Here is a 24,759-nt window from a genome sequence, read left to right as displayed (position 1 = left end):
CTCATGGCGCCTGCAGATACGCGGGGCCGCCCAGCTGGCGCGCCTGCCGCTGGATCCATGCCGCCCGCCGTTGCACATAGGCGCCGGGACGACGTGCGTCATAGCGGCGTGGCGAAGGCAGGACCGCTGCCAGACGCGCCGATTCGCCCGGCGACAGCCCCGCCGCATCCTTGCCCCAGAACTGCCGGGCAGCGGCCTGCGCGCCGTACACCCCGTCGCCGAACTCGGCCACGTTGAGATACATCTCCAGAATGCGCTGCTTCGGCCACAGCAACTCGATCAGCACCGTGTACCAGGCCTCCAGGCCCTTGCGCAGCCAACTGCGGCCCTGCCACAGGAACACGTTCTTGGCGACCTGCTGGCTGATCGTGCTGGCCCCGCGCACGCGTCCGCCGCGCGCATTGTGGTCGCGCGCCTTTTCGATCGCCTGCAGGTCGAAGCCGTGATGCAGCGGAAACTGCTGATCCTCCGCAGCCACCACCGAAATCGGCAGGCTGGCGGCGATCCTGTCGTAGTCGCGCCATTGCTGGTGCAGCGAAAAACGCCAGTCGCCCTCGCCCCAGGCTTCCAGATAGCGCCCCACCATCATGCTGCTGACCGGCGGATCGATCACCCGCAGCACCAGCACCTGCAACACGCTCGCGGCAGCGAACAGCAGCGGGGCCGCCAACAGCCAACGCAGCCAGCGCCCCGCGCGCCGCGCTGGCGCCACCTGCTTGCCATCCAATGCATCCGTCCCCATTGTTCGCTACGACCTTTCATTCCGATGCTCGTTGCATTATCCGGCAACCGGCGTCCCTTACGTCCGATGTCCCCATGACCGATCACGATCAGCTTTCCCGTTTCCTGCTGCCTGCCGCTGGCGTGCGCGGCGTCCATGTGCGCCTGACCCAGGCCTGGCACGACATCCAGGGAGCGGCCGACTACCCGCCCGCCGCCCGCCAGTTGCTCGGCGAAGCAGCGGTGGCCTCAGCCTTGTTCACCGGACACACCAAGGTCGACGGGCGCCTGTCGGTGCAACTGCGCGGCAACCAGACCCTGCGCACCCTGTTCGCCGAATGCACCGCAGCCGGCACCTTGCGCGGCATCGTGCAGCTGGCCGACGGTGCCGATGCGCCCGCCGACCTGCGCGAACTGGGCGAGGCCGCGCTGCTGGCGATCACCATCGAGAACCCCGGCCTGGACCCGCGTGAACCACAGCGCTACCAGAGCCTGGTCGGCATGCAGGCGCCGGACCTGGCCGAAGCCTTCGAAACCTATTTCCATCAATCCGAGCAGCTACCGACCCGGCTGCTGCTGGCCGCGGGCCCGGACCAGGCCGCCGGCCTGTTGCTGCAAAAGTTGCCTGGCGACGAAGGCGACAACGATGGCTGGACCCGCATCGGCGCCCTGTTCGACACCCTGGGCGCACCGGAACTGCTCTCGGTCGCCAGCGAGGACCTGCTGCACCGGTTGTTCCACGAGGAAGACACCCAGTTGCTGGGCAGCAAGCCGCTCAGCTTCGGCTGCTCCTGCTCGCGCGAGCGGGTCGCTTCGATGCTGCAATCGCTGGGCGAAGACGAGGCGCGTGCCGCTGCCGAGGCGACCGGCGAGGTCGAGGTCCGCTGCGAGTTCTGCGGGCGTGAGTATCACTTTCCGTTGACCGCGCTGGACGTATTTTTCAGCGGGGCGCAGCCGTCATTGGACGCGCCGGAAAGGTTGCAATAGATAGCGTTGGTGCTGCATTCCGGGGAACGCGGCTACTTGTTAAATAATCATAAACGCCCTAGCATTCTGATTGCCCGCTCTCGGGAACTTAACAACTGCCCCTGGGTCTGAACTCTGGTATGCGACACCTTCTTCGCCTTCCGCTCGCTTTGCTGGTTGCCCTCGCGGCAGCCACGGGTGCGCACGCGCAGTCGGCATCCCAGCAGTTGCGCGAGAGCACCATCCTGCCGGTGTGGAACAAGGGCAGCGGAAAGGTCGAAGCCTTTCTGTACCTGGAGCCCACTGGCGAGCAGAAGGCTGGCGCACGCTGGCACTTCGGTCGCAACTCGCTGGACGCGGCCTTCGGCCTGACCTCCGGCGATTCGCTGGGCCTGATCTGCAACAGCAGCCGCGGCACCAACATCAACGGACTCGCCAGCCACTGTCTGCTTGCAGGCATTGGCGACGACGAGGAAGACAGCGCCGCAGCATCGCGCCGCGTCTCGGCCACGCTGGGCTTCAACCGCGCTGGCGCCCGCGCCGGCGTCACCGCCGGCACTGGCCGCGACACCCTGCCGGCCTGGTTGATCGGTGCCGGCAAGGCACCGCTGACCCGCGTCGAACAGAACGACCTGACCGTATTCGGGCAGAAGAACATTGGCCGCGAGGGCTTCGTCTCGATCGGCGGGACCTATGCGCGCGCGCGCCTGGTGCCGCTGGCCGACGTTTCGCCGGCGATCGCCGACCAGTGGGACAGCAAGACCCTGAGCGTCGGTGGCGGCTACGGCGCCTTCAGCGCCAACGTCATCGGCCGCGTCGTCGATGTTCCCGGCCAGCCGGAAAAGTGGGAAGGTCTGGGCCTGGGCCTGACCTGGCGTACCCCCTGGAGCGGCCAGTTGACGGTCGGCGCCGAGAACGTGATTTCCCGTGGCAAGAACCCGTTTGCGCCGAGCAACGAGAGCAACAGCGACGGTACGATTCCGTACGTCCGGTACGAGCAAGACCTCTAAACCATTGATTTGAAATGATTTGATGTGACGCCATCGGCCCGCAGCCGGTGGCGTTTTTCGTTCTGGCAATGTGCCCCACGCCGTCTTTCACGCCTTTCTTCTTTTTCGTTAACGGGACTTTAATTTCTCGCATAACGCATATACCATCGGTTCACCCTGACGTTTTGGATCCGCTTCTTCGGACCCCCCGACAGGCAAACAACCCTTGGCAGTACCCAAGATCACTTGGAGAGAGAGCTAATGAATTGCAAGTCCAACAAGCTGCGCGATGCAGTCGTCCTCGCGCTTGTCGTGGGCGTCGGCGGTACCGGTACCGCCATCGCCCAGGAAGCCGGCGGCACCACCAACCTCGACAAGATCGAGGTGACCGGTTCGCGCATCAAGCGCGCCGACGTGGAAACATCGCAGCCGGTCTTCAGCATGAGCCGTCAGCAGATCGAATCGCAGGGTTTGACCTCGATCGGCGATGTGATTCAGAACATCAGCACCAATGGCTCGGCACTCAACACCAACGTCAACAATGGTGGTAACGGTGAGACCCGCGTCAACCTACGTAACCTCGGCTCCAACCGCACCCTGGTGCTGGTCAACGGTCGTCGCTGGGTCGGCGGCACCGGCCTGGGCGGCGCGGTCGATCTCAACACGATTCCGACTGCTGCCGTCGAGCGCATCGAAGTCCTGAAGGATGGCGCTTCCACGATCTACGGCTCTGATGCTATCGCCGGTGTGGTCAATATCATTCTGCGTCAGAACTTCGATGGCGCGGAAGCGAACGCCTACTACGGTCAGTACGATAAAGGCGACGGCAGCCGCGAGTCCTATGATTTTACTATTGGCTCGGCTGGCGATCGCTGGCACGCGACCTTGGGCGTGGGTTATGTAAAGGAAGAGCCCGTTTGGGCGGGTGACCGCGAAATCTCTGCAGTTCCAGTGTTTGGTGCTGTTCCTGGTACCGGCAACAGCTCAACCACTCCAAGCGGTCGCTTTGCAGTGTTTGGCCCCACCGGTGCCACCAGCAATGGTGCGACGCGGCTGAATGGCGCGCCTGGCTACTTTGTGACTGGTAACGGCGGTACCACTACCCGGCCGTATACGGCAGCGGACAGCTACAACTTCGCTCCGACCAACTACCTGGTAACTCCTCAGGAGCGTAAGTCCGTTTTCGCTGATGCAGGTTTGAGCATCACCGATAACGTGCGCTTCAAGACGACAGTTACCTACAACGAACGCGAGTCGTCCCAGGTTCTGGCGGCAATGCCGATCGTGCTCGGTCGCGCTGCCCCAGGTACCAACGGTGCCAACATCGTCATCGATGCCGACAACATCTATAACAACTTCGGCCGTGACATCGACTACATCCAGTATCGTGCAAACGAGACCGGTGGCCGCATCTACTCGCAGAACGTCAAAACGTACGGTTTTAACGGCGCTTTCGAAGGTGACTTCGAAGTTGGCAGCCGCTTCTTCAATTGGGAAGCGGGCATGTTTTACGGCAAGAATGACCAGACCGACATCACGACTGGCTTCTTCAACATTTCTGCTCTGCGGAGTGCGCTGGGTCCGTCCTTTGTCGATGCAACCGGTGTGGCCCGTTGCGGTACGGCTGCCTCGACGATTGATGGCTGCGTCCCGCTGAATCTGCTGGGCGGCGCCGGTTCGATGACGCCTGAGATGATTGACTATGCTGGCTTCAAGGCACATGACGTCTACGGCTATGAGCAGAAGAGCTACTACGGCAGCATCGGTGGCGAGCTGTTCGATATGCAGGGAGGTGCGTTCGCCTTCTCGCTGGGCGTTGAACATCGGGAAGAATCCGGTTTTGACGATCCGGATGCGTTGATCAACTCCGGTGACACAACCGGCAATGCCCGTACCGCAACCAGTGGCGGGTACGACTTGGACGAAGCTTATCTCGAGTTGGCAGTGCCGCTGTTGGCAGATTTGCCGGGCGCCCAGCTGCTCGATTTCAGTCTGGCTACGCGTTACTCCAAGTACAGCAACTTCGGCGACACGACCAACAGCAAGTTTGGTTTTCGCTGGAAGCCCATCACTGACTTGATGATCCGTGGTAACTGGTCGGAAGGGTTCCGGGCGCCGTCCATCAGCGAACTGTTCTCGGGCGTGAGTGACACCTTTGAAGACGTTCGCGATCCGTGCGCCGGCTCGTACACCGATGGTAGCGTCAACGGTGCAATTCCGGGCTCCTGCGCAGGTGTAACGCCTTATGCTCAGGCAAATTCGCAGATCCGCACCACCGTAGGCGGCAGCGAGGCCCTCGGACCTGAGACCTCCACATCCAAAACGCTCGGCTTCGTTTACAGCCCAGGCTTCGTGACGGGTCTGGACATCGCAGTCGACTGGTGGACCGTCAAGATTGAAAATGCGATCGATACCCAGACTGCCCAGGAATTGCTGGACAGCTGCTATGTCGCTGGCATCCAGTCGACCTGTGCGTTGATCACCCGCGAAAGCACCGGTGAAATCTCGAACATGCTTGCCGTTCCTCGCAACATTGCCAGCATCGAAGCCGAAGGTTTTGACTTCACGTTCGGCTATCGCTTGCCGGAAACCGCGTGGGGAAGCTTCAGCTTTGTTTGGGACTCAACCTATTTGACCAAGTTCACCGTTGATAAGCCTTTGCAGGACCCCGAAGAGCGTGTGGGTTTGTATCGCGGTGGCTCGGCGCGAGACAACAATTGGCGCTTGCGTTCTAACCTGATGGCCAATTGGGAATTGGGCGACGTCGGCAGCTCGGTTGCAATGCGTTATTACAGCTCGCAGGTCGAAAACTGTACTGGTGCCAACTTGGCCAACCCGACCAATATCGGCCTACTCTGCTCTGATGCCGATCGCGTTACCAGTGCGGGAGCTGCTCCGCGTAACCACGTGCCGAGTGTCACCTATACAGACATCAGCGCCTACTGGAAAGCACCCTGGAATGCCCGCGTCACCGTGGGTGTGAACAATGCCTTTGATCGTGATCCGCCGCAGTCGGCAACGGCATTTGCCAACAGCTTTGACTCGCAGTACGAAATCCCGGGTCGCTTCTACTACATGCGTTACACCCAGAAGTTCTGATAATCGGCTGTTTATGTAATGCGTAACCAAAAACCGCGGCTCGAAAGAGTCGCGGTTTTTCTTTGCTCAACGATCAGACATCGACGTATGCCGGACGCCTGAAACCTAGCCCGGAATCAACGTCTGGATCACATGCTCGACGTAGGCTTCGAAGTCTTCGCGGGCTTGCTTGGGCTGCTGCAACTGCAATGAGAGTTGCAGGAAACCGACGTAGGCGGCGTAGGCCAGGCGCGCACGGTGTTGGGCGTCGGTGCGGCTCAGGCCGGCCTGGCGGAACGAGGCGATCAGGTAGTCGAGACGGCGCTGCGAGACGCGGTCGATGACCGGACGCACGGCCGGGTGGTCGAGTGCCTTGAGCAGTTCGCTGTAGATGACATGCGGTTTGACTTCGTGCGCGACCAGCTGGAACAGCGCGCGCAAGCGTGCGCTGGGGTCCGGGACGTCTTCCAGGCTGCCGAACACCTCCTTCTGTTCGAAGATCTCCCAGCGTTCGAGCGCTGCCTGCAGCAAGGCATCGCGGGAGGGGAAGTGCCAATAGAAGCTGCCCTTGGTCACGCCGAGACGGCGTGCCAGCGGCTCCACTGCGACGGCGCCCACGCCTTGTTCGGCGATCAGGTCCAGTGCGGCCTGCGCCCAATCGTCCGCACTGAGGCGGTTGCCGCGACCGGACGTGGCGCGGGGCGTGGTGAGGCTCGGGTCGGGGATGTCATTCATTGACGCGATTTAACCATACGCTTGCGTCAGTTGCAGTATGCATCACACAACGGACACACAACTGCCACGATTCAATGGCTTAACCGTCCATACTTGGCAGTATTGACAGTGGCCCGGGCAGGTCCATACCATGAGGTATGGTTTCCTCTCCTTCTAGCCTTGCCCACAGTGCGTCCAGCATTCGCATCACTGCTGGCGATACCTCGCTTGCGGTGTCGGAGCGAGGCGCGGGCAACGCAGCGACGGTGTTGCTGGCACATGGGTTTGGACAGACCCGGTACGCCTGGGAAAGCACTGCGGCTCGACTGGCCGACGCTGGCTACCGGGCGCTGGCCTACGACGCGCGCGGTCATGGCGACTCCGGCTTCAACGACGTTGGCCTGCCCTACTCGGCAACGCAATTCACCGACGACTTGATTGTGCTGGCGGGCGAGCAGGCCGCGCCGCCGGTGCTGGTCGCCGCATCAATGGGCGGCTTGTTCGGCCTGCTTGCGGAGGCGCGCTGGCCCGGCCTGTTTCGCGCGATCGTCCTGGTCGACATCACGCCGCGCTGGGATACCGCAGGCGTGGAGCGCATCCTGCGTTTCATGACCGCGCATCCGGAGGGTTTCGCATCGCTGGATGCCGCTGCCGACGCAATTGCCGCGTATCTGCCGCAACGCCCGCGCAAGACGGCCGAGCAGCTGCAGGCCTTGCTGAGGCAGCGGGCGGACAACAGGTGGCACTGGCATTGGGATCCGCGGCTGGTCGATGAGCTGGCAGGTCAGGACCCGCACGCACAGCAGCAGACCTTGCTGGACGCCGCCGCGCAGGTGCGTTGCCCGCTCCTGCTGATCAGCGGCGGGCGCAGCGATCTGGTCACGCCGGACACCATCAGCGAATTCCTGTCGATCGCGCCGCATGCGCAGCACGTGCATCTGCCCGATGCCACGCACATGCTGGCCGGCGACGACAACACCACGTTTACCGCAACCGTGTTGCATTATCTGGACGCACTGCCCCCGGTTGGCACCATCGCAGCGTCCAACATTACCGAGCATGTCACTGGAGCAAGACCATGAGCATCGTTGCACCGTTTCTCTTCGTCATCCTGGCGGCGGGCATCGCTGCCTATCACCGCATGCGCCTTGCCACCTGGGTTGCGCTGAGCGCCTGTGTGCTGGTGGCCTGCTGGTTGCTGGGGGCCAATCTCACCGCGACCATCGTCGCTGCCGTGCTGGTGGTGCTGGTCTCCGCGCCGGTGCTGTTGCCGTTCCTGCGCAAGCCGCTGCTGACCACGCCGCTGATGGGTTTCTTCCGCAAGGTACTGCCGCCGTTGTCGCAGACCGAACGCATCGCACTGGAAACCGGCTCGGTGGGCTTTGAAGGCGAGCTGTTCACCGGCGATCCGGATTGGCAGAAGCTGCTCAACTACCCCAAGCCGCAATTGACCGCCGAAGAGCAGGCATTCCTGGACGGCCCGGTCGAAGAGCTGTGCAAGATGGTCAACGACTGGGAGATCACCCATGTCCACGCCGACCTGCCGCCGGAGCTGTGGGAGTACATCAAGAAGAACAAGTTCTTCGGCATGATCATTCCCAAGCAGTACGGCGGCCTGGGCTTCAGTGCGCTGGCGCATCACAAGGTGATCCAGAAGCTGTCCTCGATCTCCAGCGTGGTCAGCTCCACCGTCGGCGTGCCCAACTCGCTCGGGCCGGGTGAGCTGTTGCTGCATTACGGCACGCCGGAACAGAAGGACTATTACCTGCCGCGCCTGGCGGTGGGTGCCGAGGTGCCGTGCTTCGGCCTGACCGGCCCGTTCGCCGGCTCCGATGCGACCTCGATCCCCGACTACGGCATCGTCTGCAAGGGCGAGTGGAACGGCGCCAACGTGCTCGGCGTCAAGCTCACCTTCGACAAGCGCTACATCACCCTGGCGCCGGTCGCCTCGCTGATCGGCCTGGCATTCCGCGCCTACGATCCGGATGGCCTGATCGGCGACAAGAAGGACATCGGCATCACCCTGGCGCTGCTGCCGCGCGAGACCCCTGGCGTGGAAATCGGCCGTCGCCATTTCCCGCTCAATTCGCCGTTCCAGAACGGCCCGATCCATGGCGAGGAAGTGTTCATCCCGCTGAGCCAGTTGATTGGCGGCGTGGAAATGGTCGGCAAGGGCTGGAACATGCTCAACGAGTGCCTGGCAGTGGGCCGCTCGATCACCCTGCCCTCAACGGCCAGCGGTGGCGGCAAGTACGCCGCGGTGGTCACCGGTGCGTATGCGCGCATTCGCAAGCAGTTCGGTCTGTCGATCGGCCGCTTCGAAGGCGTGGAAGAAGCGCTCGCACGGATCGGTGGCAAGGCGTATGCGATCAGTGCGTTGTCGCAGGCCACTGCCGCAGCGGTGGACCGTGGCGATGTGCCGTCGGTGCCGTCGGCGATCGCCAAGTACCACTGCACCACCATGGGCCGCGAAGTGGTCAGCGACATGATGGATGTGATCGGCGGCAAGGGCATCATCCTTGGGCCGCGCAACTTCGCCGGCCGTGCCTGGCAGGCGGCGCCGATCGGCGTGACCGTGGAAGGTGCCAACATCATGACCCGCAGCCTGCTGATCTTCGGCCAGGGCGCGATCCTGTGCCATCCGTGGGTGATGAAGGAAATGCAGGCGGCGCAGGATCCGGATACGCGCCGTGGTCTGGAAGCGTTCGACCAGAGCCTGTTCGGTCATATCCGCTTCGGTATCTCCAACGCGGTGCGTTCGTTCTGGTTCGGGCTGACCGGCGCACGCATCGGTGCAGCGCCGGGTGATGCGTACACGCGTCGCTTCTTCCGCAAGCTGGATCGTTATTCCGCCAACCTGGCGTTGATGGCCGATGTGTCGATGCTGATGCTCGGCGGCAAGCTCAAGTTCAAGGAATCCCTGTCCGGCCGGCTGGGCGATGTGCTGAGCCACATCTACCTGACCAGCGCGATGCTCAAGCGCTATCACGACGAAGGCGCGCCGGCGACCGATCAGCCGCTGCTGGCATGGGCGTTCCATGACAGCGTGCACAAGATCGAAACCGCGCTGTCGGCGGCGCTGCGCAACTTCCCGATCCGGCCGGTGGGCTGGTTGATGTGGCTGCTGATCTTCCCGCTGGGCCGTCGTGCCGAAGCGCCGGGCGACCGCCTGGGGCACCGCGTGGCATCGATCCTGATGACGCCGAACGAAGCGCGCGACCGCCTGGCCCAGGGCGTGTTCCTGACCCCCTGTGCCAACAATCCGGGCGGGCGTATCGCCAGCTATCTGGCCAAGGCCGTGCTGGCCGAGCCGGTGGAGCGCAAGTTCCTCAAGGCGCTCAAGACCAAGGGCATCGAAGCGCTGGGTTTCACCGCACAGCTGGACGAGGCGGTGGCCGAAGGCGTGATCACCGGCGACGAGCGCAGGCAGCTGGAAGAGTTGCGCGAGATGATGATGGACACCATTACCGTGGACGACTTCGAGCCGCACGAGTTGCGAGCGGCCAGCTACTACGACAAGCCGCAGGCCCAGCAACCGCGCGAAGCAGCGTAAGGCGCAGGGCAAGGTGACAGCAGACAACGGCGGGCTTCGGCCCGCCGTCGTCGTGTGTGGAGACCGGCTGGTGTGGAAACCGACCATCTCGCGGCTGCCTGCCTGTCGCCGTGGTCTTCGGCCAGTTCACCGCGCCTGCAGCCTCAGCGTGCTGCCAAGGTAGGAGCGGACCTGGCCGCGATGAGGCATTACCGGTGACGCCCCGTCGCGGCCGGGTTCGCTCCTACAGAAGGCGGGGAAGGCCGCCTCAGCGCGGCAACCACAGCAAGGCCAGGGCAATCAGCGCGGGCAACGCCTGCACGACGAAGATGCGACGGTTGACGCTGTAGGCGCCGTAGCCGCCTGCCACGACGACACAGCCCAGAAAGAAGCCAAGCACATCGGCCCGGGCCTGCAACGCACCCCAGAACAGTCCCGCAGCCAGGAAGCCGTTGTACAGCCCCTGGTTGGCTGCCAGCACGCGCGTGGCCTGCGCCTTCTCGAGGGTATTACGAAAGGTCTTCAGGCCCAGCGGCCGCGTCCACAGCACCATCTCCAACACCATGATGTAGACGTGCAGCAGAGCGACACACAGACCGGCGACGATGGCGAACAGGGACATGGCAGACCGGCATGGTGGATGTGGCGGCCAGCATAGCCGCGATTGCGGCCCTGCTACTCGGAACAGGCGGCGGAACCCGGCGCGCCGGCAAGAGACGGAGGATGTGCAGGACCTGCATGCATGATCGGAGCGTCGCGACTGCGGACATCGGCGGCGTGTCCTGCGATGGTTGTTGCGCGGGCACAAGTGCTGCAGCCAGGGTGCAGATCAAGCGCTCTACACCTGATCTATCTGCTCGCCACGCTCGCCCAAAGGCAAACGCGGCTAGTTCCAAACAGCGGCATCGCTTAGGTGCAGCCCACCGCCAAGGTCAAAAGCTCAGTCAGCCGAGCACGCAGTGCCCTCTCCGGTTGCGGGACACGCCGTTCATGCCCTGCTTGCCTGTGCGCACCGACCATCTCGACCGGTCCTTGCCCGCCCACCGTCGCGGGACCTTACGCGGCATGGATGCCGCGTAAGAGCCTACAAGGACGTACTTTCGGCGTATCCCGCGAGGGTGGGCGGGCAAGGCCCCCGCAGCCAGGCCGCTTGTTGACCGCTCCTAGTCGGAGACCTGATTGCCAGTCTCCGCATCGCGCTCTGCGGGCAGTTTGCGCGCCTCGCGCAGCAGGCCGAACGCGCCCAGGGTCATGCACGAGGCCACCAGCAGACCGACGCCGAACACTGCGCTGGAGCCGAAGGCCGACACCAGCTTGTGCACCCAGACGAAGGTGAGATCGCCACCGCGGTAGATCACGGTGTCGATCGCCGCACCGGCCTTGTAGCGCCACTGCCGATCCACCCGCGTGTACAAGGTCTCGCGCGCCGGCTTGGCGAGGGCGAACTCGCTGGAGCGGGTGATCACCTGCACGATCGCAAGCATCATCGGCAACGGCGAGGCCGTCAGCACGGCATAGCCCAACATGATCGCCACGCCCGGAATCAGCAGCGCCGGCGCGATGCCGAAACGCGACAACAGCGCGCGCGTCACCAGCAGCTGCAGCACCAGGGTAAGCGCATTGATTGCCAGGTCGATGCTCGCGTAATAGGCGGTGGCCGCCGCCGCGTCGCTGTAAAGCCGCCGTACCAGCGCCGCCTGCTCGTTGTAGAGCAAGGTGCCGACGCCAACACCGAACAACACCATGAAGGCCAGCCAGCGCAGCAACGGCTCGCGCACGATCAACTTGAGCCCGCCCAGCACATCGCCGCCCATGGGCACTTCACCGGAGCCCAGCTGTCGCTGCTGCTCGCGCGCAACCGCCCACAAGCGCAGGCGCAGCACGCAGACCACGCACACCGCCAGAAAGCCGGCCGACACCAGCATCAGATGCGCGATGCCGATGCGTTCGACCAGGGTGCGGGTGAGGATCGGCCCGAGAAACGCACCCAGCGTGCCGGCCGCACCGATATACCCGTAGTAGCTGCGCGCTTCGGCATTGCTGAAGACGTCGGCCATGAAGCTCCAGAACACCGCCACCGCAAACAGGTTGAAGACGGTCACCCACAAGAAGAACGCCATGCCGCGCCCGGGCACGCCACTGTCGAACAACACATAGAACAGCAGCAGGGTCGCGATGAAGAAGCCATAGACCGCCGGCAGGAACACCCGGCGCGGATAGCGGCTGACCAGCGCGCCGTAGACCGGCTGCAGCAGCACCATGATCAGGAAGGTGCAGGTGAACAGCACCTGCAGGGTGAAGTCCTTGAGCGGCATGCCGTGCGCGGCGAAGAAGGCGATCATGCCGGTGGGGAAGATCGCTTCCACATCCGCCGACGCGCTCATCGCCTCGCGCACCGGGCGCAGCACGTAGTAACCGCTGAGCAGGCAGAAGAAGTACAGGAACGACCATGCCAGCGGCGGCGAGCTGCGCAGCGCCGCGTTCAAACGGCCAGCCGCCGAGCGCGGCGAAGATGGGCTGGTCATAGAGTGAAGCTCGCTCGCATCGACGGGCGCGACAGCAAGGACATGGCAGCGGCGGCACCCCGCGAAACAAGCGCGCAAGTTAGCCGATGCCGCGCTGCATCACCAGCGGCAGCGGGCAGGACGCAGCAAATCGATCGCGGCTGGAGCAGGCACGCTGCTTGCAGTTGCTTCCGCACGGGCTCCCAGTGGCGCTGGAAAGGCGCCGCGCAGGCCGATTTATGAACCTAAAATCGTCAATAGGATCAATATGATGCCCATTCATCTTCCGGCAGTTTGTGCTATTGCGAAGCGCGGCGCTAGAATCGTCGGAGGCAGCGGAACAGGCGGGACAACCATGACTCAAATGCGCAGGCGCCGACGGTTCCGACCGTTGGCCATCGGGCTGCTCGGGGCGTTATTGCCTCTGGCTCTCTCTTCCACCGCACAGACACCCGCGCCCGCTGCCTCTGCGCTGCAGCCGGCCGCCATCGTGCAGTCGCCCACCGCTCCGCTGCAATACCGTGCATCGCTCCCGGCCAGCCAGGTGCTTGCCCCGGCGGCCGGTTTCGACGTGGCCGCGTTCGAATCGATGGCCAACCAGTTGACCTACGGCAATCGCCTGCCCGGCATGGCGATGGCCATCGTGCAGGGCGGCAAGGTGCTCAGCGCACGCGGCTACGGCGTCACCGACGTCAATCACCCGCAGCCGGTCGATGCCCACACCGTGTTCCGTCTTGCATCGCTGTCCAAGGCGTTTGCCGGCACCATGGCCGGGTTGCTGGTCAACGACGGTGTGCTGCGTTGGGACAGCAAGGTGGTGGACTACGTCCCCGGCTTCCAGCTCAGCAATAACGTCGCCACCCGGCAACTCACCGTCGCCGAGGTGCTCAGCCACCGCGTCGGGCTGACCCGCAATGCCTACGACAACGATATCGAATCCAACGTCGACTACTACTCGCTCAGCCACAAGCTGGCCGCCGCGCCGCTGCGCTGCGCCCCGGGCGATTGCTATGCATACCAGAACGTGGCCTTCAGCCTGGTCGGGGATGTGGTGTTCGCTGCATCGGGCAGCTTCTACGAGCAGTCGGTGGAGCGCCGCATCTTCAAGCCGCTGGGCATGAACGATGCGAGCATGGGACTGGCCGGTATCCAGGCCAGCCCGCGCTGGGCGCGCCCGCACGTGCGCAGCCGCAACGGCTGGGTGTCACTGACGCCCAAGCCGACCTACTACCGTCTTGCTCCCGCTGCCGGCGTCAATGCCAGCGCCAGCGATATGGCGCAGTGGCTGCTCGCGCACACCGGCCACCGCACCGACGTGCTGCCTGCGCCGCTGCTGGCGACGCTGCACGCGCCGCTGATCTCCACGCCAGGGGAGATGCGCTCGGGTTGGCGCCACGAGCGTGTGGACGCTGCCAGCTACGCGCTGGGCTGGCGCGTGTTCGACTACGCCGGCCACCAGGTCGTCTTCCATGCCGGCGCGGTGCAGGGCTACCGCGGCCTGGTCGCGCTGCTGCCCGAGCGCGATCTCGGCATCGCGATCATGTGGAACGGCGAGAGCGGCCTGCCCTCCGGCATGTTGCCGACCATCCTGGACCGTGCGCTGGGCCTGCCTGCCAAGCGTTGGCTGGATATCGACGTGGATGGCGACTTCGGTAGCGAGAACATGCTGGCCGAGCGTCCCGATCCTGCCGGCAAGGGTGCCTCGTCCGGCAAGTCGGTGGCATCGCCGCGCTAAACGGAGCTTGCTGCGCTCTCGCACACAGGCGGCTTCGGCCGCCTGTGTTGTTTCTGGCCCGCAGCGGGACCGGGTCGAGTGTTTCGACATCGGTGGCCGGCAGGCTAACCATCGCTCCATCGCCATGGCTACCGGTCATGGCCAACGCATGCCTGGACAACCTTGTCGCGTGCGCGCAAAGGAGCTAGCCAAGAAGCGAGCGGACAACTCACCCTCCGCGCGATGCGACCGAGTGCATCTCTCCCGCTTCGCACTGACCGACACATCAGCGCGACACCAAGAGATGGCGGCACTACCGGTCGGGACAGACGATGGCCCGTTGCGTGGGCGGCGCAGCAGCCGAGCCCACCAGCAGCACTGGACCCGGGAAAGCGAGTGGCGAGTAGCGAGTGGAGAATGGCCAGTGGCGCCAGTGCGGCGATAGGCACAGTTACCCGGCCTGACATCCCGCCAAGCAGCGCGCGATGCGTTGGGTGGCGATCGCAATGCGTTTGCGCCACCGCGGGACGGTTATCCAGGTCTGCTGGCGTTATGCCGTGCCACGCGGCCCGAGCAGGTCACCCTGGTACTGGATGGCGATCGACTACGACTGTCTGCGCGCGATCGACATTCACCGGATCATGGCCGCCGTGGGGGAGCCAATAAAAAAGCTCCCTCCCCGCTGGGCGTCGGGGAGAGAGCTCGATATCTACGGCGATCGGGTACTGCAGATCAGATCAGCGGCGCCGGGGTTGCGGGCAGCGCGACCGGAGCGGCCTTCTTCTTGCGAACGGCCGGCTTCTTCTTGGCGACCTTCTTCACAGCAGGCTTCTTGGCGGCAGTCTTCTTGGTGGCGGACTTCTTGGTCGCCTTCTTGGCAACTGCCTTCTTCGCGGTCTTCTTGACTGCCTTCTTGGCGGTCTTCTTGACGGCCTTCTTGGCAGCAGTCTTCTTGGTCGCCTTCTTTGCAGTCTTCTTCACTGCCTTCTTGGCGGCAGTCTTCTTGGTTGCCTTCTTTGCAGTCTTCTTCACTGCCTTCTTGGCGGTTGCCTTCTTTGCAGTCTTCTTGACGGCCTTCTTGGCAGCAGTCTTCTTCACTGCCTTCTTGGCGGTTGCCTTTTTGGCGACCTTCTTGACTGCCTTCTTGGCGGCAGTCTTCTTCACTGCCTTCTTGGCAGTGGGTTTCTTTTTCGCAGCTTTTGCAGTGGCCATGTAATTGGCTCCTCGTCAGTGAACTATGGAGGTGAAACGCCCAGTTGAAGCAAACCCCGCAACGGCACGCCGTCGTCGGGAACCGTCCGCAGGTAATGCGCGACGGGACGGATACAGAAACACCCGCATCAGACAGCGACGCGGGTGCGTGATCGGAGCGACTGCTGCTTTCTTGGAGAGAAGCGGACCCAACTCCACCGTGGATAACGCTTTGGTGGACATCGGGAACAAGCGTGTCGGCTTGATGTCGATTCTGCTCACTCTCTTTCGCAGCAACGTCTGCTGGGCGAAACCTAATCACGCTTTTTTTTACTGTCAACACTCTTTTGCATTTTTTTTTCGACACCTGGTGGCGATGTGTCCTGTCGAGGTGGTCCCAAGACGCCGCATGATGGCGCGTGCAGCTGCCCTTCGCATGCGGTGGTGCAACGACGTTTTCAAAAAAGCACTTCTTTTGTGCTGTTTTTTTTTAGCGAGGCAAACAAGCGCGATGCTCCCCACTGCACCGACGTCGCGGCGCAGGCGTGGTCGCCGCAGCGTGCGCCGCCTGTCCGCCAGCTGAAAATTTTTTATCCGCCAACCTTGCTCAAGGCGTCGCACAAGCAGAAATGCGCAAACTTCTTGCGCCGTTCTCGCCCCGTATGTGCATCGGCATGCGCTGCCAACGGCATGCGTTGCACACCGTGTCCGAGGTTGGATGCACGCGATGCGGCAACCGTTTTTCACCGGCTGCACGCCCTCTCCTCACGACTGGCTCACGCCAGAAATCCGACACCGCGACAGCCGCGTCGTGCTCGACGATGTGGCGTGCGCATGTTCCCGGCGAGGTCGTCGCTGTCGAACATCGACAAACACCTGGACTGCGATCGACGGCCGTCGCTGGCCGGTTGCACGCCGATCGGCAACGCGCACGCCATCGCCAGGCGGGGACGGCGTGCTGCCACCGCCGCGCAGGCAAAAAAAAATGGCCGCTCCAACGAGCGGCCATCCGGATTTTTTGGTGCGACGTGCGAAGCGAGGTCAGTGCGCGTCGTCTTCCAGCAGCTCGGCGTAGTCGTCCGGCGACAGCAGGTCGTTGAGCTCTTCCTTGTCGTCGAGTTCGACCACGAAGATCCAGCCATCGCCGTAGGCGTCCTCGTTGATGGTTTCCGGCTTGTCGGTGAGTGCGCTGTTGACCTCGACGACGGTACCGCTGACCGGGCTGTAGACGTCCGAGGCGGCCTTGACCGACTCCACCACCGCTGCGCCATTGCCGACCTGCACGGTGTCGCCGACGCCCGGCAGTTCGACGTAGACCAAGTCGCCCAGCAGGCCCTGCGCATGGTCGGAGATGCCGACGGTCACGCGGCCGCTGCTTTCGACGCGGGCCCACTCGTGGGATTTGAGGAACTTGAGGTCGCCAGGGATCTCGCTCATGGGTGTGCTCCGGGGAAACTGATGGGTTGGGGACAGGTGGCTAGTTTAGACCGCACGACAACACAGGTGCACGCGCGTGCCGGCCGATTGGCGGCGATGGATGCTGCACGCTGCCGGACGTTGACCTGCCCGGCAGCGTTTGACTCAGTCGCCTAGGACGCCGGGCTGCGCCTGGCCGTCGCGCACGAACGGAAACTTCACCGCGCGCAATGGCACCTGCTTGCCACGGATGTCCACACGCAAGTCGTCGATGCTGCCGGCCGGCACGCGCGCGAATGCGATCGCCTTGCCGAGGGTGGGCGAGAACGTGCCGGACAGGATCTCGCCTTCGCCGCTAGCACTGAGCACGGTCTGGCCATGCCGCAGCACGCCCTTCTCATCCATCACCACACCGATCAGCTGACGCGGTGCGCCCTGCGCCTTTTGCGACTCGAGCACGGCGCGACCGACGAAGTCGCGGCCTTCGTCCAGGGCGATCGTCCAGGCCAGCGCGGCCTCGTATGGACTGACCGTGTCGTCCATGTCCTGGCCGTAGAGATTCATGCCGGCTTCCAGGCGCAAGGTATCGCGCGCGCCCAGGCCGGCCGGCTTGACGCCCTGCGCGAGCAGCGCGTTCCAGAACCCCACTGCGGCCTCCTGCGGCAACACGATTTCGAAACCGTCTTCGCCGGTGTAGCCGGTACGCGCCAGGAACAGCTCCACGCCCTTGCGCGAGCGCGTCTGCAGCGCTGCGAAACGGCCGAGCTTGCTGGCCGCTGCGGTATCGGCCGGATCCACCAGTTCGATCACCTTGGCGCGCGCGTTGGGGCCTTGCACGGCGATCATCGCAAAGTCGCCGCGCTCTTCCACACGCACCTCGAAGCGGGCAGCCTGCTCGCCGATCCATTGCAGGTCCTTTTCGCGGGTGGCGGCGTTGACCACCAGGCGGAAGAAGTCCTCGCGCAGGAAGTAGACGATCAGGTCGTCGATCACCCCGCCCTGCGGATTGAGCATGCAGGTGTACAGCGCCTTGCCGGAGACCTTGAGCTTGTCCACCGAATTGGCGAGCAGGTAGCGCAGGAACGCGCGCACGCGTGGACCGTGCAGGTCGACCACGGTCATGTGGCTGACGTCGAACATGCCGGCGTCGCGACGCACCTGGTGATGCTCGTCCAGCTGCGAGCCGTAGTGGATCGGCATGTCCCAACCGCCGAAGTCGACCATCTTGGCGCCAAGCGCACGATGGGTGTCGTTGAGGATGGTCTTCTGGGTCATGCGCACCGGTCCAAGGGAAAGAGGTCCATTATCGCCGCCCGGCCGCGCTTGGGGGAACGGCGCAGCGCGCGGCAGTACGCGGCCGCGCCCTGTCGGTTGGCCGCGATGGCCAACGCCTTGAACGCCTCCACCTATTGCGTGCGATGAAGCAGTTGTCCGCCTGCCCGCCTGTCCGTCGCGCGCGACCGTCGGCGTCTACGGTCGCGGCCACGCAAGTGCCGCGGTGGCTCGCCGCCCCGGGCACCTGGTCTTCATTGCGTCCCACCGCACCGAGCAGGCAGCCGTGGTTTGCGCCGCGCAGACGCCGGCGCGCGTGCGCGCTCAGGCGCTGCGCGGCGAGAACATGATGATCGCCATGCCAAGCAGGCAGCAGGCGGCGCCCAGCAGATCCCAACGCGTCGGCGTCACTCCGTCCACCCACCACAGCCACAGCAGTGCGCTGGCGATATAGACCCCGCCATAGGCGGCGTACACCCGCCCGCTGGCATCGGGATGCAGGCTCAACAACCAGACGAAGATAGCCAGGCTCAATGCCGTCGGCAGCAGCAACCAGATGCTGCCGCCTTTGCGCAGCCACAGATAAGGAAGGTAGCAACCGACCAGCTCCGCCACCGCGGTGGCGGCGAACAGCAGCAGCGTGGTCGGTGCGAAATTCACGCGCGGCCTGACCTGTCCAGGCCCTGCGTGTCGACATCGGCCTGTTGCTGCGCCGAGATGTCGGGTGCCCGATCGCTGCGCACCGGCGTGGCAGTGACAGGCGTCGCGGCGCCCGGTTGGTCGGGAGTGGATGGAGCGCTGCCGCGCTCGCCGCGCTTGACCTGTTGCCACAGCGCTTCCTGCTCGTGCAGCGATAGCGCGGCCAGCGCGGTGCCATCCGCCTGTGCCTGCGCCTCCATGGCGCGGAAGCGGCGCTCGAACTTGAGATTGGCATGCCGCAGCGCCGCCCCCACGTCGACCTTGGCATGGCGCGCCAGGTTGGCGCAGACGAACAACACATCGCCGAGTTCGTCTTCCAGCCGTGCCTGGTTGTCGGCGACCGGACCACGGGCGAACTCCACGCGCAGCTCTTCGATTTCTTCCTGCAATTTTTCCAGCACCGGTGCCGGGCCGGGCCAATCGAAGCCGACCCGCGCCGCGCGCGATTGCAGCTTGGTGGAGCGCTGCCACTCCGGCAGGCCGCGTGCGATGCCGGCGAGTGCGGAGTCGTCCTGATGGCCCGCTGCGCGACGTTCGGCACGCTTGATCTGCTCCCAGTTGGCGCTCACCGCCTGCGCGTCGTCGGCGCTCTGCTCGGCGAAGACATGCGGATGGCGGCGCACCAGCTTGTCGCTGAGCGTGGCGACCACCTCGGCGAATCCGAATGCGCCCTGCTCGGCGGCCATCTGCGAATGGAAGACCACTTGCAGCAGCAGGTCGCCCAACTCGTCGCGCAGACCCGCAAGGTCGTTACGGTCGATGGCGTCGGCGACTTCGTAGGCTTCCTCGATGGTGTACGGGGCGATGCTGGCGAAGGTCTGCTCCACATCCCACGGGCAGCCATGCTCAGAATCGCGCAGACGCGCCATCAGTTGCAGCAAGCGCTGGATGTCGCCGGTCGGCGGGGACTCGGACATGGTGTCTTCCTGATAGGTGTGGTGCAGCTGAGTGGCGTGCCAAGGCGATCCGTAGCAGCTGATGGCAGGCGATGGGGAAGCACTGCGCCGGACATGGCGGCGTCGGCACTACGCGCCGCCACCGGAGCCATCCGGCGAGCGCGCAGGCCGCCAGCGCTGCTCACACCAGCCAGCTGCGCCACGGCAGATTGGGATCGCCCAGCGCGATGAAATCGCCATTGAGCAAGGTGTCGCGGCGGTTGTAACGGAACGGTTTGCCGGTGCCGCCGGCCAGCAGCACACCGCCGGCGGCATGCAGCACGCACTGGCCGGCCGCGGTGTCCCACTCGGAGGTGGGGCCGAAGCGCGGATACACGTCCAGGTCGCCCTCGGCGATGCGGCAGAACTTCAACGACGACCCTTGCGCGACCACGTCGATCTGGCCCATGCGCTCCAGCGCGGCGGCGGTGCGCGCGTCGCGATGCGAGCGACTGGCGGCGACCCGCAGCGGCGTGGCCGCCGGCGTGCGCGTATGCAGCATCTCGTCGCGATCGCCATCGCGGCGGTAGGCATTCTCGCCCCGGGCGGCATACCAGACCCGGCCATCGACCGGCGCCTGCACCACGCCGAGCACCGGCGCACCCATGTGGATCAGTGCGATGTTGACGCTGAACTCGCCGTTGCGCTTGACGAACTCGCGGGTACCGTCGAGCGGATCGACCAGCCAGTAACTGGTCCAGAACTGCCGGTCTTCCCAGGCCACGTGCGCGGATTCTTCCGACAGCACCGGCACATCCGGGGTGACCCGGCGCAAGCCGTCGACGATGACACGATTGGCGGCCAGGTCGGCCTGGGTCAACGGGCTGGCGTCGTCCTTGAGCTCCACCGCGAAATCCTGCGCATAGACATCCATGATCGCCGCCCCCGCCTCGCGGGCAATGGCGATCACGGTTTCGCGCAGTTCCATCGGGATGCGGATCATGGGTTGCGCTCCAGCCACTCGCGCGCAATGAACAAGGCGGCCAGCGAGCGGCCTTCGGAAAAATCGTCGCGCAGCATCAAGTCGTCCAGACGGGCGATCGGCCAGGGCACCACTTCCATCTCTTCCGGCTCGTCGCCGACCAGGCGCTCGGGATAGAGGTCGCGCGCCAGCACCAACCAGGATTGGTGACTCATATAAGTAGGAGCGAGCGTCATTGCGCGCAACACCTGCACCTGGCGCGCGCCGTAGCCGGCTTCTTCCTTGAGTTCGCGGTCGGCGGCCTGCTCCGGCGTTTCGCCGGCATCGATGCGGCCCTTGACCAGGCCCAGCTCGTAGCGATGCACGCCGGCGGCGTACTCGCGCACCAGCAACACGGTCTGGGCATCCAGCATCGGCACCACCACCACCGCGCCATGGCCCTGGCTGAGTTGGCGCTCGTAGAGGCGACGCTCGCCGTTGGAGAACTCCAGATCCAGCTGCTGGCGACGGAACGGCCCGTCACCCAGATCGGTGATCTTGTGGATGGTCGGCAGGCGCGGGCTCATGCGCAGCACGCAGCGGCGGAGCCGACCGATAGAATAGGCGTATGCATCGACATGTTCATGAACCCGAAATCCTAGCAGACCCGGCAGCCTCCCAAGCTGACGAACATTGGCGACAACGCGATCTTCAGGTGCTGTGGCACCCCTGCACGCAGATGCGCGAACACCCGCACACACTGCCACTGGTGCCGATCGCGCGTGGCGATGGTGCGTGGCTGATCGGCCACGACGGTCGCCACTACCTGGACGCGGTCAGCAGTTGGTGGACCAACCTGTTCGGCCATAGCGAGCCGCGCATCGGCGCGGCCATCGCGCGCCAGGCTGGCGAACTGGAGCAGGTGATGCTGGCGGGCTTCACCCATGCGCCCGCCGTGCAGCTGGCCGAGCGCCTGTTGGCGATCGCGCCGCGCCAGGCCGGCCGCGCGCCGTTGTCCAAGGTGTTCTTTGCCGACAATGGTTCGGCCGGCGTGGAAGTGGCCTTGAAGATGGCCTTCCACTACTTCCATAACCGCGGCGAGCACCGCCGCACGCGTTTCGTCGCGCTGGAAAACGGCTACCACGGCGAGACCATCGGCGCGCTGTCGGTCGGCGACATTCCGCTGTATCGGCGCGTGTATGCGCCGTTGCTGCTGGAGTCGATCTTTGCGCCCTCGCCCGATGCCTACTTGGCCGAGCCCGGACAGAGCGCGGAAGACTACGCACTGCAGGCGGCCGATGCGTTGCAGGCGGTGTTCGAACAATCGCCCGGCGAAATCTGCGCGCTGATCCTGGAGCCGCGCGTGCAGTGCGCAGGCGGCATGCGCATGTATCACCCGGCCTACCTGCGCCGTGCGCGCGAACTGTGCGACGCGCATGGCGCGTTCCTGATCGCCGACGAGATCGCCACCGGCTTCGGCCGCACCGGCAGCCTGTTCGCCTGCGAACAGGCCGGAATCATGCCCGACCTGTTGTGCCTGTCCAAGGGACTGACCGGCGGATTCCTGCCGTTGTCGGCGGTACTGGCCACGCAGCAGTTGTACGATGCATTCCTGGACGACTCGCGCGAGCGCGCGTTCCTGCATTCGCATAGCTACACCGGCAATCCACTGGCGTGCGCGGCCGCGTTGGCGACCCTGCAGATCTTTGCAGACGACGACGTGATTGCACGCAACCAGCGCACCGCCGCGCACATGAGCGCGCTTGCGGCGCAGATCGGCGAACACCCCGCGGTGGCGGACGTGCGCCAGGCCGGCATGATCGTGGCCTTCGAGCTCACGCAGGGCGGCGACAAGCGCACGCCGTTCCCGTCTGCGGCACGGGTAGGCCTGAAGGCCTATCGCGCCGCACTGGACAAGGGCGTGGTGCTGCGCCCACTCGGCGACGTGCTGTACTGGATGCCGCCGTACTGCGTGGACGACGCGCAACTTGCGCTGTTGGCGGCGACCACCCGCCACGCCATCGAGGAGGCCGTTGCATGCGCCTGACCCGTTCCCATGTGGCACTGCCGCTGCACTGCGACCAGGAACTGACGCTGCCGGAAGCCTCGGCCAATCACCTGCTGCGCGTGCTGCGGCTGCGCGAGGGCGATGCCTGCGTTCTGTTCAACGGCGACGGCAGCGACTACCACGCGCGCATCACCCTGGCCGGCAAACGCGAGGCGCGCGCAGTGGTGGACCGGGTCGAGCCGCTGTGCAACGAATCGCCATTGTCGATCACCCTGATCCAGGGCATCGCGCGCGGCGAGAAGATGGACCTGATCCTGCAGAAGGCCACCGAGCTGGGGGTGACGGCGGTGGTGCCGGTCAACGCCGAGCGCACCGAGGTCAAGCTGGACCCGGCGCGCATGGAAAAACGCCTGGCGCATTGGCGCAGCGTGGTGGTGTCGGCCTGCGAACAATCCGGGCGTGCACGCGTTCCCACGATCGCGGCGCCGCACGGCCTGCAGGAGGCGGCCCGAGCCAGCGACCCGCAGGCACTACGGCTGACGCTGGACCCGCACGGCGAGCATCGCCTGGGCAGCCTGGCGCTGGGTGCGCAACCGCATGTGATCGTGGCGATCGGCCCGGAAGGCGGCTGGTCGCCGCGCGATCGCACGACCCTCACCGAGGCCGGTTTCAGCGGCCTGCAACTGGGACCGCGCATCTTGCGCACCGAAACAGCGGGGCTGGCGGCGATTGCGGCGCTGCAGTCGCGGTTCGGGGATCTATAGCGCGGTGTCGTCGTAGGAGCGCACCCGGGCGCGACCGGGCGTTATCGGGCACGCTTCGTCGCGCCCGGGTGCGCTCCTACGGGAGTGCGGAATTGATCGGTTCGGTGCAGCCGGCTTGCTGCACCTGGCGATGCGCAGGACTCAGCGGCCGTGCTGCAGGAACCAGCTCGCCGCACCGATCACACCGAGCTGGCCGTGCTCGACGATGCTGACCGGCACCTGCTCCAGCGCCGGACGCAATGGGCCCTTGTCGAGCAGACGTGCGACGAAATCGCTTGCAGCCACGAACGCGGCGATCTGCGGCAGGAAGCCACCCGCCAGATAGACGCCGCTGCGCACGCCGTAGAGCAACATCATGTCGCCGACCACGCTTCCCATGAAGCCGCAAAACGCCTGTAGCGCGTCGCGTGCCAGCATGTCCTCGCCAGCCAGTGCCGCGGCGGTGACGTCGGCCGGGCTGGCATGCACCACCGGCACGCCACGCAGCGCGGCCAGGGCGGTGTAGAGATTCAACAGGCCCGGGCCGGACAGCAGATGCTCGGTGGCCACGTGCGTGCGCGTGCGACGCAGCTCCTGCAGCAGGGCCACTTCCAGATCGCTGGCGGCCGCAAGCGCGGCGTGGCCGGCCTCGGTCGGCAACACCACCGGGTTGGCGCCATTGGGAATCCACAACGCCGCGCCCAGGCCGGTGCCGGGGCCGAGTATCAGCGCCGGACCCGGCGCGCCCTGCGGCGGGCCGGACAACTGCATGACCTGATTGCCGGTCATGTAGTTGGCCGCATGCGCCACCGCTTCGAAATCGTTGACCAGATGCAACGCCTGCATGCCGAGCTGGCGACGGATCTGCTCCGGCGACAGTACCCACGGCAAATTGGCGGTGATCACGCTGCCGTCTTCCAGCGCATAACCGGCACTGGCGATGACGCCGCGCATCACCGGTGCGCAGCCCAGCTCCGCGAAGAACGCGGCCATGATCTCGGCCAGACCCGGATAATCGGCGCATCGGTACTTGCGATAGTCCAGCACCGTGACCGGTTGGCGTGGATCGACGCTTTCGCACACCAGCGCCAGGCGTACATGCGTCCCGCCAACGTCTGCGGCAACGAAGGTTTCGGGGCGTGGAAAGGCCACCGCTTCCATTGGACTGCTTGCGCTCACGCATTCTCCTGATAAGTGGTCGCGGGCTGGCGTCATCTTCCGTTATCCGACGAACGGTCACGGATAGACAACGTTGTCAGTAATCGCCTTGTAACGCAACCGTGGCGATCACGATTTGAACAGGATGCCGCCAATTTCATCATCCACTGAAAATCCGCACCCCGGGCAACGATTTCAGCACAAATCGAGACGCCGTAT

The 24,759-nt window shown here is 64.8% G+C and carries 20 protein-coding genes and 1 pseudogene; 9 read left to right on the top strand and 12 right to left on the bottom strand.

Annotated features, from left to right (window positions below):
* Position 1: 1 nt before the first annotated feature.
* Positions 2-742, bottom strand: coding sequence for a monofunctional biosynthetic peptidoglycan transglycosylase (gene mtgA, locus EO174_RS13470; protein WP_104582997.1), 741 nt, complete (start codon positions 740-742; stop codon positions 2-4).
* Positions 743-816: 74 nt separating this feature from the next.
* Here mtgA and EO174_RS13465 point away from each other — a divergent pair, with 74 nt between their 5' ends.
* The 3 genes from EO174_RS13465 (at position 817) to EO174_RS13455 (ending at position 5,774) form a co-directional block, all read left to right on the top strand.
* Complete coding sequence (locus EO174_RS13465) at positions 817-1,707, top strand: Hsp33 family molecular chaperone HslO (protein WP_126944990.1); 891 nt, start codon at positions 817-819, stop codon at positions 1,705-1,707.
* Between the two features lie 152 nt (positions 1,708-1,859).
* Positions 1,860-2,696, top strand: coding sequence for a hypothetical protein (locus tag EO174_RS13460; RefSeq protein WP_180497030.1), 837 nt, complete (start codon positions 1,860-1,862; stop codon positions 2,694-2,696).
* Positions 2,697-2,936: 240 nt separating this feature from the next.
* The gene (locus EO174_RS13455; protein WP_104648198.1) at positions 2,937-5,774 is read left to right on the top strand and encodes a TonB-dependent receptor; all 2,838 of its coding nucleotides are present in this window, start codon (positions 2,937-2,939) and stop codon (positions 5,772-5,774) included.
* 105 nt (positions 5,775-5,879) lie between these two features.
* On the opposite strand, the gene EO174_RS13450 is transcribed toward EO174_RS13455, so the two are convergent.
* Entirely contained in the window at positions 5,880-6,488 is a 609-nt protein-coding gene (locus EO174_RS13450; protein WP_104582993.1) for a TetR/AcrR family transcriptional regulator, read from the bottom strand.
* Positions 6,489-6,625: 137 nt separating this feature from the next.
* Between EO174_RS13450 and EO174_RS13445 the strand changes: the two genes are divergently transcribed.
* Positions 6,626-7,549: an alpha/beta hydrolase gene (locus EO174_RS13445; RefSeq protein WP_164740201.1), complete on the top strand. Its 924-nt coding sequence runs from the start codon at positions 6,626-6,628 to the stop codon at positions 7,547-7,549.
* Entirely contained in the window at positions 7,546-10,020 is a 2,475-nt protein-coding gene (locus tag EO174_RS13440; protein ID WP_104582992.1) for an acyl-CoA dehydrogenase, read from the top strand. The genes EO174_RS13445 and EO174_RS13440 overlap by 4 nt, the downstream gene beginning before the upstream one ends.
* A 247-nt stretch (positions 10,021-10,267) precedes the next feature.
* Here the strand turns inward: EO174_RS13440 and EO174_RS13435 are convergent, their stop codons facing one another.
* Both EO174_RS13435 and EO174_RS13430 read right to left on the bottom strand, forming a co-directional pair.
* Entirely contained in the window at positions 10,268-10,621 is a 354-nt protein-coding gene (locus EO174_RS13435; RefSeq protein WP_119131152.1) for a DUF1304 domain-containing protein, read from the bottom strand.
* A gap of 541 nt (positions 10,622-11,162) precedes the next feature.
* Complete coding sequence (locus EO174_RS13430) at positions 11,163-12,524, bottom strand: MFS transporter (RefSeq protein WP_126944987.1); 1,362 nt, start codon at positions 12,522-12,524, stop codon at positions 11,163-11,165.
* A gap of 370 nt (positions 12,525-12,894) precedes the next feature.
* Here EO174_RS13430 and EO174_RS13425 point away from each other — a divergent pair, with 370 nt between their 5' ends.
* Positions 12,895-14,238: a serine hydrolase domain-containing protein gene (locus EO174_RS13425; protein WP_180496716.1), complete on the top strand. Its 1,344-nt coding sequence runs from the start codon at positions 12,895-12,897 to the stop codon at positions 14,236-14,238.
* Between the two features lie 484 nt (positions 14,239-14,722).
* A pseudogene (locus EO174_RS13420) lies at positions 14,723-14,818 on the top strand (pyridoxine 5'-phosphate synthase); the annotation flags it as partial.
* Between the two features lie 131 nt (positions 14,819-14,949).
* Here EO174_RS13420 and EO174_RS13415 read toward each other — a convergent pair.
* From EO174_RS13415 to nudE, 7 genes are all read right to left on the bottom strand, one after another.
* Positions 14,950-15,429, bottom strand: a complete 480-nt coding sequence (locus EO174_RS13415) for a hypothetical protein (protein ID WP_039519650.1) — start codon at positions 15,427-15,429, stop codon at positions 14,950-14,952.
* Positions 15,430-16,449: 1,020 nt separating this feature from the next.
* Positions 16,450-16,845, bottom strand: coding sequence for a glycine cleavage system protein GcvH (gene gcvH, locus EO174_RS13410; RefSeq protein WP_104533961.1), 396 nt, complete (start codon positions 16,843-16,845; stop codon positions 16,450-16,452).
* 144 nt (positions 16,846-16,989) lie between these two features.
* Positions 16,990-18,099: a glycine cleavage system aminomethyltransferase GcvT gene (gene gcvT, locus EO174_RS13405; RefSeq protein WP_104648200.1), complete on the bottom strand. Its 1,110-nt coding sequence runs from the start codon at positions 18,097-18,099 to the stop codon at positions 16,990-16,992.
* A 321-nt stretch (positions 18,100-18,420) separates the two neighbouring features.
* Positions 18,421-18,756, bottom strand: a complete 336-nt coding sequence (locus EO174_RS13400) for a YnfA family protein (RefSeq protein WP_104648201.1) — start codon at positions 18,754-18,756, stop codon at positions 18,421-18,423.
* Complete coding sequence (gene mazG, locus EO174_RS13395; RefSeq protein WP_343132547.1) at positions 18,753-19,712, bottom strand: nucleoside triphosphate pyrophosphohydrolase; 960 nt, start codon at positions 19,710-19,712, stop codon at positions 18,753-18,755. Before mazG ends, EO174_RS13400 begins: the two co-directional genes overlap by 4 nt.
* 160 nt (positions 19,713-19,872) lie before the next feature.
* Positions 19,873-20,673 carry a 3'(2'),5'-bisphosphate nucleotidase CysQ gene (gene cysQ / locus EO174_RS13390; protein ID WP_104582985.1) on the bottom strand — a complete coding sequence of 267 codons (801 nt, stop codon included), beginning with the start codon at positions 20,671-20,673 and terminating at the stop codon, positions 19,873-19,875.
* The gene (nudE, locus tag EO174_RS13385) at positions 20,670-21,218 is read right to left on the bottom strand and encodes an ADP compounds hydrolase NudE (RefSeq protein WP_164739160.1); all 549 of its coding nucleotides are present in this window, start codon (positions 21,216-21,218) and stop codon (positions 20,670-20,672) included. Before nudE ends, cysQ begins: the two co-directional genes overlap by 4 nt.
* A gap of 41 nt (positions 21,219-21,259) precedes the next feature.
* On the opposite strand from nudE, the gene bioA reads away from it, so the two are divergent.
* Together bioA and EO174_RS13375 are read left to right on the top strand one after the other, a co-directional pair.
* Complete coding sequence (gene bioA, locus EO174_RS13380) at positions 21,260-22,678, top strand: adenosylmethionine--8-amino-7-oxononanoate transaminase (RefSeq protein ID WP_126944984.1); 1,419 nt, start codon at positions 21,260-21,262, stop codon at positions 22,676-22,678.
* Positions 22,669-23,403, top strand: a complete 735-nt coding sequence (locus tag EO174_RS13375) for a 16S rRNA (uracil(1498)-N(3))-methyltransferase (protein WP_104648203.1) — start codon at positions 22,669-22,671, stop codon at positions 23,401-23,403. Before bioA ends, EO174_RS13375 begins: the two co-directional genes overlap by 10 nt.
* A 141-nt stretch (positions 23,404-23,544) precedes the next feature.
* Here EO174_RS13375 and EO174_RS13370 read toward each other — a convergent pair whose 3' ends face one another.
* The gene (locus EO174_RS13370; RefSeq protein ID WP_206515073.1) at positions 23,545-24,543 is read right to left on the bottom strand and encodes a glucokinase family protein; all 999 of its coding nucleotides are present in this window, start codon (positions 24,541-24,543) and stop codon (positions 23,545-23,547) included.
* Positions 24,544-24,759: the final 216 nt, after the last annotated feature.

Origin of the sequence: Xanthomonas sp. BRIP62418 (genome assembly GCF_003993495.1) — a bacterium.
Taxonomy (GTDB): domain Bacteria; phylum Pseudomonadota; class Gammaproteobacteria; order Xanthomonadales; family Xanthomonadaceae; genus Xanthomonas; species Xanthomonas euroxanthea.
This window is presented reverse-complemented; position numbering and strand designations above follow the sequence as displayed.

Coding starts and splice junctions, on each gene's coding strand:
- mtgA (WP_104582997.1), bottom strand. CDS start 742: ATGGGGACGGATGCATTGGATGGCAAGCAGGTGGCGCCAGCGCGGCGC.
- EO174_RS13465 (WP_126944990.1), top strand. CDS start 817: ATGACCGATCACGATCAGCTTTCCCGTTTCCTGCTGCCTGCCGCTGGC.
- EO174_RS13455 (WP_104648198.1), top strand. CDS start 2,937: ATGAATTGCAAGTCCAACAAGCTGCGCGATGCAGTCGTCCTCGCGCTT.
- EO174_RS13450 (WP_104582993.1), bottom strand. CDS start 6,488: ATGAATGACATCCCCGACCCGAGCCTCACCACGCCCCGCGCCACGTCC.
- EO174_RS13445 (WP_164740201.1), top strand. CDS start 6,626: ATGGTTTCCTCTCCTTCTAGCCTTGCCCACAGTGCGTCCAGCATTCGC.
- EO174_RS13440 (WP_104582992.1), top strand. CDS start 7,546: ATGAGCATCGTTGCACCGTTTCTCTTCGTCATCCTGGCGGCGGGCATC.
- EO174_RS13435 (WP_119131152.1), bottom strand. CDS start 10,621: ATGTCCCTGTTCGCCATCGTCGCCGGTCTGTGTGTCGCTCTGCTGCAC.
- EO174_RS13430 (WP_126944987.1), bottom strand. CDS start 12,524: ATGACCAGCCCATCTTCGCCGCGCTCGGCGGCTGGCCGTTTGAACGCG.
- EO174_RS13415 (WP_039519650.1), bottom strand. CDS start 15,429: ATGGCCACTGCAAAAGCTGCGAAAAAGAAACCCACTGCCAAGAAGGCA.
- gcvH (WP_104533961.1), bottom strand. CDS start 16,845: ATGAGCGAGATCCCTGGCGACCTCAAGTTCCTCAAATCCCACGAGTGG.
- gcvT (WP_104648200.1), bottom strand. CDS start 18,099: ATGACCCAGAAGACCATCCTCAACGACACCCATCGTGCGCTTGGCGCC.
- mazG (WP_343132547.1), bottom strand. CDS start 19,712: ATGTCCGAGTCCCCGCCGACCGGCGACATCCAGCGCTTGCTGCAACTG.
- cysQ (WP_104582985.1), bottom strand. CDS start 20,673: ATGATCCGCATCCCGATGGAACTGCGCGAAACCGTGATCGCCATTGCC.
- nudE (WP_164739160.1), bottom strand. CDS start 21,218: ATGAGCCCGCGCCTGCCGACCATCCACAAGATCACCGATCTGGGTGAC.
- bioA (WP_126944984.1), top strand. CDS start 21,260: ATGCATCGACATGTTCATGAACCCGAAATCCTAGCAGACCCGGCAGCC.
- EO174_RS13375 (WP_104648203.1), top strand. CDS start 22,669: ATGCGCCTGACCCGTTCCCATGTGGCACTGCCGCTGCACTGCGACCAG.
- EO174_RS13370 (WP_206515073.1), bottom strand. CDS start 24,543: ATGGAAGCGGTGGCCTTTCCACGCCCCGAAACCTTCGTTGCCGCAGAC.